Origin of the sequence: Mangrovibacter phragmitis (genome assembly GCF_001655675.1) — a bacterium.
Taxonomy (GTDB): domain Bacteria; phylum Pseudomonadota; class Gammaproteobacteria; order Enterobacterales; family Enterobacteriaceae; genus Mangrovibacter; species Mangrovibacter phragmitis.
This window is the reverse complement of the sequence record NZ_LYRP01000005.1, coordinates 121,246-128,399: the sequence shown is the minus strand read 5'-3', so window position 1 is coordinate 128,399 and position 7,154 is coordinate 121,246. Positions and strand designations below refer to the sequence as shown.

The 7,154-nt window shown below is 48.1% G+C and carries 7 protein-coding genes, 1 tRNA gene and 2 rRNA genes; 6 read left to right on the top strand and 4 right to left on the bottom strand.

Features of this window, described 5'->3' with window-relative positions; translation table 11 throughout:
- From A9B99_RS08300 to A9B99_RS08290, 3 genes are all read left to right on the top strand, one after another.
- A 23S ribosomal RNA gene (locus tag A9B99_RS08300) occupies positions 1–249 on the top strand; the annotation flags it as partial.
- A 201-nt stretch (positions 250–450) separates the two neighbouring features.
- Positions 451–566: ribosomal RNA gene (gene rrf, locus A9B99_RS08295) — 5S ribosomal RNA — on the top strand.
- Positions 567–648: 82 nt separating this feature from the next.
- Positions 649–725: transfer RNA gene (locus A9B99_RS08290), tRNA-Asp, on the top strand.
- A gap of 140 nt (positions 726–865) precedes the next feature.
- Here A9B99_RS08290 and yafC read toward each other — a convergent pair.
- On the bottom strand, positions 866–1,798 hold the full coding sequence (gene yafC / locus A9B99_RS08285) for a DNA-binding transcriptional regulator YafC (protein ID WP_064596491.1): 933 nt from the start codon (positions 1,796–1,798) through the stop codon (positions 866–868).
- Between the two features lie 213 nt (positions 1,799–2,011).
- Between yafC and A9B99_RS08280 the strand changes: the two genes are divergently transcribed.
- Complete coding sequence (locus A9B99_RS08280; protein ID WP_064596488.1) at positions 2,012–2,809, top strand: endonuclease/exonuclease/phosphatase family protein; 798 nt, start codon at positions 2,012–2,014, stop codon at positions 2,807–2,809.
- Positions 2,810–2,898: 89 nt separating this feature from the next.
- On the opposite strand, the gene mltD is transcribed toward A9B99_RS08280, so the two are convergent.
- Complete coding sequence (gene mltD, locus A9B99_RS08275; RefSeq protein WP_064596483.1) at positions 2,899–4,263, bottom strand: murein transglycosylase D; 1,365 nt, start codon at positions 4,261–4,263, stop codon at positions 2,899–2,901.
- Positions 4,264–4,332: 69 nt separating this feature from the next.
- Positions 4,333–5,088: a hydroxyacylglutathione hydrolase gene (gloB, locus tag A9B99_RS08270; RefSeq protein WP_064596481.1), complete on the bottom strand. Its 756-nt coding sequence runs from the start codon at positions 5,086–5,088 to the stop codon at positions 4,333–4,335.
- A gap of 37 nt (positions 5,089–5,125) precedes the next feature.
- Here gloB and A9B99_RS08265 point away from each other — a divergent pair, with 37 nt between their 5' ends.
- Positions 5,126–5,866, top strand: a complete 741-nt coding sequence (locus A9B99_RS08265; protein ID WP_064596479.1) for a class I SAM-dependent methyltransferase — start codon at positions 5,126–5,128, stop codon at positions 5,864–5,866.
- On the opposite strand, the gene rnhA is transcribed toward A9B99_RS08265, so the two are convergent.
- Entirely contained in the window at positions 5,845–6,417 is a 573-nt protein-coding gene (gene rnhA / locus A9B99_RS08260) for a ribonuclease HI (RefSeq protein WP_074388782.1), read from the bottom strand. The genes A9B99_RS08265 and rnhA overlap by 22 nt on opposite strands.
- Here rnhA and dnaQ point away from each other — a divergent pair.
- Positions 6,371–7,099 carry a DNA polymerase III subunit epsilon gene (gene dnaQ / locus A9B99_RS08255; RefSeq protein WP_064596526.1) on the top strand — a complete coding sequence of 243 codons (729 nt, stop codon included), beginning with the start codon at positions 6,371–6,373 and terminating at the stop codon, positions 7,097–7,099. The two genes, rnhA and dnaQ, sit on opposite strands and share 47 nt — an antisense overlap.
- Positions 7,100–7,154 lie beyond the last annotated feature (55 nt).

Genomic DNA, 7,154 nt, shown 5'->3' with positions numbered 1-7,154 from the left:
TACGAGAGGACCGGAGTGGACGCATCACTGGTGTTCGGGTTGTCATGCCAATGGCACTGCCCGGTAGCTACATGCGGAAGAGATAAGTGCTGAAAGCATCTAAGCACGAAACTTGCCCCGAGATGAGTTCTCCCTGACTCTTTAAGGGTCCTGAAGGAACGTTGAAGACGACGACGTTGATAGGCCGGGTGTGTAAGCGCAGCGATGCGTTGAGCTAACCGGTACTAATGAACCGTGAGGCTTAACCTTACAACGCCAAAGATGTTTTGGTGTGAGAGAGACGAAATTTTCAGCCTGTTGACGGATAAGTAAAGTCGTGATGGATTTTACGTTATGGCAGGGCGCAGAGCCGCACCGCGTAAGGAGCATACTGAAGTATGTGACTGAGCGGGCAGGCGAGAGCAACGCAGCAAGAACGTAAAAGAGACACGACCGAGCACAAAGAATCTGCCTGGCGGCAAGAGCGCGGTGGTCCCACCTGACCCCATGCCGAACTCAGAAGTGAAACGCCGTAGCGCCGATGGTAGTGTGGGGTCTCCCCATGCGAGAGTAGGGAACTGCCAGGCTTTAATTTAAGCATCTGCATCATGCGGGTGTGGAAAGAAAAAGTAATAAGCCATTGTAATGGCTGTTGCAGAAAAATTCGGTGGAGCGGTAGTTCAGTTGGTTAGAATACCTGCCTGTCACGCAGGGGGTCGCGGGTTCGAGTCCCGTCCGTTCCGCCAATTATTATTAACCCCTGAGGATACTCAGGGGTTTTTTGTATTTATCACTTATATCCCTTCAAGAAAATTGTTTTTAGTTACTATTCAATGAATGAGAGTGGTGATCAGCAGACGATCACCACTCTCTATTTCGCGGCACTTTAGCGCTTCTGCTTCACTTGTAATAATTGTGCATTCAGAATAGCTTTATCAGTAAAGTGCTCAGTAAGAAAATCAATAAATGCACGGATACGGGTACTAATAGCCCGGTCACTGTAGTAAACGGCGCTGAATGGTGTAGGTACGGCTAACTTGTGTGCCTGTAAAACCTCAACTAACCGGCCCTGCATTATTTCCTCATCAACCATAAAGTCCGACAAGCTGGCAATACCATTCCCTCCCAGGCATAACTGCTTAATAGTTTCACCATTGTTAGCGGTTAATGTCGGGTTAATTTGCTTTAACTGGCCATTTTCATCCGGCACCGGCCATGAGTTCAGGGATATCGGCTCGGAAAATCCAATGCAGCAATGTGTGTCCAGATCTTCCGGTGTTTGAGGCGTACCATTTAATGCCAAATATTCTGGTGTGGCAACTATACGGCGATAGCTGTTAAACAACTGCCGGGCGCGTAAACTCGAATCCGATAAGTTACCTACACGGATGGCAACATCTACTTTGCGTTCAATCAGGTTGATAAAGGTTTCAGAAGAAACCAGCGATAATGTTACTTGTGGATAGCGCTCGCGAAAAGCTTTAATCAGAGGAACGAGCAAATGCAATATTACGGGCGTAGCTGCATCAATAATCAATGTTCCGGAAGGTGTCTCTTTCGTCTCCTGCACTTCGTTTTCGGCGTCAGCCATCTCCTGAAGAATATGCTGAGCCCGGCGGAAGTAACGTTTACCTTCCTCTGTCAGGCTTAACTGACGCGTCGTTCTGTTGAGCAGGTTAACCCCCAACTTCATCTCAAGGCGTTTAACTGCTCTGCTGACTGCTGAATTTGCCAGGTTAAGCTGCACTGCAGCACGGCTGAAGCTGCCGCTTTCCACAACTGCGACAAAAACGCCGAGTTCCTCAGAATTTGTTTTCATTATTGCCTCCATGGCAATAGTTAAATCAGTTTATGGGTGATTTGGTGATAAAAGTACCCCGCGGTAGCACCGGCTGGCAATGAAAATACTGAAATAGCGCATCTTGCCGCATCAACGTCAGTAGATGATTGAAACTGGCTGCTAAAACTTCTATAACTGAAAAGACTGCTAACATGTTGTGTGCGGTTAAACGAAAAAAAGGTGTTTTGTAACGTGCGTAAACCGACCTATGCCATGCGCTATGTCGCAGGCCAGCCTGCGGAGAGGATTTTGCCGCCAGGGGTGTTTTCGAGCATTGGTCAGGCTCTTCCTTCCGGAGTACCGCTTACCAGTGAGGAGCGGATACGTATTCTGGTATGGAACATTTTTAAACAGCAACGGAATGAGTGGCTGTCGGTACTGAAGAATTTTGGTAAGGATGCGCATCTGGTGTTATTGCAGGAAGCCCAGACAACGCCGGAGTTGGTTGATTTCGCAACTTCGAATTACCTTGCGGCTGACCAGGTACCCGCTTTGATCCTGCCTCAACACCCTTCAGGCGTGATGACTCTTTCTTCAGCTCACCCTATCTATTGTTGTCCATTACGCGAGCGGGAGCCTATTCTGCGGCTTGCCAAGTCTGCTCTGGTCACTGTTTACCCGCTACCCGATACCCGGATGCTGATGGTCGTTAATATTCATGCCATCAACTTTACTTTAGGCGTGGATGTGTACAGCAAACAATTAGCTCCCATTCGGGAGCAAATGGCGCATCATAGTGGGCCAGTTATTATGGCGGGGGACTTCAATGCATGGAGCCGTCCCAGGATCAGTGCGCTATATGGGTTTGCCCGTGAAATGTCACTACGTGAAGTGCGTTTTAAAGATGACCAGCGTCGGCGTGCATTCGGACGCCCGCTGGATTTTGTCTTTTACCGTGGCCTGAATGTGGCGAATGCATCCGTTCTGGTTACTCAGGCATCTGACCATAACCCATTGTTAGTGGAATTTAACCCATGCAAGACAAAATAAAAAAACCACCTGTGTTGATACACTGCATGGCAGCAATATCACGACAGGTGGTTTGACGGGCATGATGCTCATGCCATAATTCCGGCTCCTCAGGAGTCGGGGCTGGTTCCGTCGTTAACAAACAAGGTTAACTGGTCACCAGGCTTAATAGCATCAACATCCTTATTCCAGCGCATGACATCATTAATGTTGAGACCATGCCGCCTGGCTATGCTATACAGCGAGTCACCTTTTTTAACGCGATAGGTGATGCTGTCATTTTTTACCAGCCGTGAATCACTGTTCAGCGTACCTGTTTGCAGGGTCTGACCAATGTTTATCTTGCTGGATGTCAGGTTATTCCACGCCCGCAAATCACGCTCTGAGACATTCAAGCGAGCAGCAATACCAGAAAGCGTGTCACCACGCCGTACTGTATACGCGGCGCTGCTATTGCTTGCGACCAGAGACGATTGCATTGCATCGAATGTATTTGCAGCGAGAGAGCTACGAAGTTCATCCGCATGCTTTTGTGGCACCATGACATACTTCGGGCCGCTCTTGCCTAATACTTCCCCTTTGTAACCCGCATTGAATGCTTTCAGTTTTTTAAGCGACATACCTGCCATTTCGGCAAGTTGGTCCATCTGAACTGGGCTGGATACTTTCACTTTTGCCAGCGCACGGCTTTCATCCGGCGTTGGTAAGCGAACACCATAACGCTGACTGTTTTTGAAAATCTCACTCAGCGCTAACATTTTGGGAACATAGACACGCGTTTCATGTGGCAAAGAAAGTGACCAAAAGTCTGTTGGTTTCCCACGGGCTTTGTTCGCTTTTATTGCACGCATTACCCTGCCTTCGCCGCTGTTATATGCAGCAACAGTCAATAGCCAGTCGCCGCCAAACATAGTGTTAAGGCGTTGCATCATGTCCAACGCGGCAGTTGTGGAAGCTACCACATCACGCCGCGCATCATACTCACGAGTTTGCTTTAAACCATAGTTCCTTCCCGTGCTCGGAATGATTTGCCAAATGCCTGCGGCATTAGCACCAGACGTTGCATGGGGGTTAAAAGCGCTCTCCACTATGGGTAGTAGTACCAGTTCCATCGGCATGTTACGTTTCTTAACTTGCCCGGCTATCCAGTACATATACGGCTCTGCCCGTAAAGTTACATCGTGGAGATAGCTCTTATTACTCAAATACTTCTGTTTTTGTTCGCGAATCCGGGCGTTTTCCGGAATCCCCATCTTTAGCTCGTTGCCAATGAAGGTCCACAGGTCCTGATCATGCGCGAAGGAAGTACCATCGTTCAACCATTGCGCGCTGTCCGCCTGACCTGCGAACTTTCCTGCTTCTCCTTGACCAGCCGCAGAAAGGCTCTGTGCGTGCTGTTGTATATGCCCGTCATGCTTCGACGCCTGGCACCCAACCAGCAGGACAGAGGCGATTAGAATCGCTTTTGCCTTCATGTGTGTGTCAATAGTTGCTTAAAAGACGAGCGATGATACCTGCGACTGCAAAATAACTCAACCCTGGATTTAGAAGTTATCTTTCTTTGCGCGTAACCAGGCAAAATATTGTTCAGGTTGTTGCAAAGTTGTTTCATCTTTAATTTTTTCAATTAAAACAGCATCATCTGTTCGTAGAAAAAGATTAATTTGCCGCTCCTTTTCTAGTGTGGAGGGGAGGGAAGAGTGATTTTTTTTACGTAACTTATTAACTTCATTACTGTATTTAAGTATTGCTTCATCTTCCGGAAGAATACTTAAAGAAAAGTTAATATTTGATTGCGTGTACTCATGGGCACAACAGATTAATGTTTGAGCAGGCAGTTTGTTCAATGTTCCAAGTGACTGGTACATCTGGGTTGGAGTGCCTTCGAATAGTCTTCCACACCCACCAGAAAAAAGTGTATCACCGCAAAATAGATAAGGAGAACTGTAATAACAGATATGTCCTAAAGTGTGACCGGGTGTAAATATTACCTCAAACTCAAGTCCCAATAATGGGAATTTATCGCCACCGGTCAGTATGTGCGTGGCACCTTTACTTCTGGTTTCCTCTGGCCCATAAACAACCAACTCCGGCCATGTTGCACATAATTCTGCCACACCACCGGTGTGGTCGGCATGGTGGTGGGTAAGCAAAATCGCCACAGGTTTCCAGCCAAATTTCGCCACTGTGTCAAGCACAGGCCCTGCGTCTCCCGGGTCGACAACCAGGCATTCACCCATGTCGTTATAGAGTACCCAGATATAGTTGTCCTGAAATGCAGGAATACTGGTAAGATTCATAAATGACCTCGGTAATGCTCTCAAATGGAAGGTTTTAATGAAACCGGCAAGGACACCTTTGCCACTCCAGGCGCCTGGACAATGGGCTGAATTGCCCTGGGGTGAATACTATCGTGAAGCGCTTGAACGGCAGGTGCAACCCTGGCTTGGAAAAATGTTTGGATTCCATTTAATTAAACTGGGGAATTTGAGCGCAGAAATCAATACCAGTGAATGCGCTATATCACACCAGGTGAACGTGGCAATGCAAGGGCATGCACTTCATGTGATAGCAGATCCACTGGCGCTGCCTTTTGCCGCAAAATCTGTTGACGCCTGCTTGTTAGCCCATAGCCTCTCCTGGTGTCAGGATCCACACCGATTGCTCAGGGAAGTTGATCGTATATTGATTGACGATGGTTGGTTGATCCTGAGCGGTTTTAATCCAGTCAGCCTGTTAGGTATTGGTAAAGTAATGCCGTTTCGTAGCAAAAAGGGGGCAACTCAAAGCCGGATGTTTACTCTGGTTCGCCAGTTGGACTGGCTTTCATTGCTTAACTTTGAAGTGCTGCATTACAAGCGTTTCCATGTTCTCCCCTGGCACCGGTCAGGAGGGCGCTTGCTCTCCACTCACCTCCCGGCACTGGGTTGCATGCAGTTGATAGTGGCACGGAAAAGAACGATTCCATTAACGATGACCCCAATGTCTGCCAGAAAATCACGGGCGTCGTTGCGACCGGCGGTAACTGCATCCCGCCAGTACCGAAACAGGACTGATCACCCGTTTTCAGATAAATAGCCCGTATCTTCCTGTGATGGCGAACCTGCGGCTGTGCGTGCCAGTTCGTCACATCGTTCATTTTCCGGATGGCCGGCATGGCCCTTTACCCATTCCCATTTAATATTGTGCTGGCTGAGAGCGCTGTCCAGCCGTTTCCACAGATCAACATTTTTGACTGGCTTCTTATCTGCGGTTTTCCAGCCACGCTTTTTCCAGTTATGGATCCAGGAGGTAATTCCCTGACGAACATACTGACTGTCCGTGCTCAGTGTGATATCACAGTGTTCCTTAATGGCTTCGAGTGCGACGATCGCCGCCATTAACTCCATTCTATTATTCGTTGTGAGATAGTACCCTTCACTGAAGGTTTTTTCGTGTTGTTTATAACGTAAAATCGCACCGTAGCCACCAGGGCCTGGGTTCCCTAAGCAGGAGCCGTCGGTGAAAATTTCTACCTGTTTACGCATTCTGGTAAACTTCCCGGGTCTGAAGAAAAAACTAAGTCTGACACAAATGAGCGCTATGAGCACAGAAATCACAAGACAGATCGTTCTCGATACTGAAACCACAGGTATGAACCAGGTAGGGGCGCACTACGAAGGGCATCGTATTATCGAAATTGGTGCTGTTGAAGTGATTAACCGCCGCCTGACAGGCAACAACTTTCATATTTATCTTAAGCCTGACCGTTTGGTGGATCCGGAAGCCTTTATGGTTCACGGTATTTCAGATGAGTTCCTCGCATATCAGCCTGTATTTGCCGATGTTGTTGATGATTTTCTTGATTACATCCGCGGGGCTGAACTGGTTATCCATAATGCATCGTTTGATATCGGCTTTATGGATTATGAGTTTGGCATGCTCAATAAGGGCATTGGCAAAACAGAGACATTCTGTAAAGTCACAGACAGCCTGGCTCTGGCGCGGCGTATGTTCCCCGGCAAACGTAACAGCCTGGATGCTTTGTGCTCGCGCTACGAAATAGATAACAGTAAACGAACGTTGCACGGGGCATTACTCGATGCCCAGATTCTGGCTGATGTCTATCTGACCATGACCGGTGGGCAAACCAGCATCAAATTTGCGATGGAAGGCGATGCACAGCAGGCCGTGGACTCAACAGGTATACAACGTGTGGTTCGCGCTGGCGGGTTGAAAATTATCAGAGCAACAGATGAAGAATGCGTGGCGCATGAATCTCGTCTGGACCTGGTGCAGAAAAAAGGTGGCAGCTGTATGTGGCGCGCATGATGGTGTGCAAAATCCGGCCGTTCAGGTGAATTTTGCGCCAAACAGTCAAAATAGA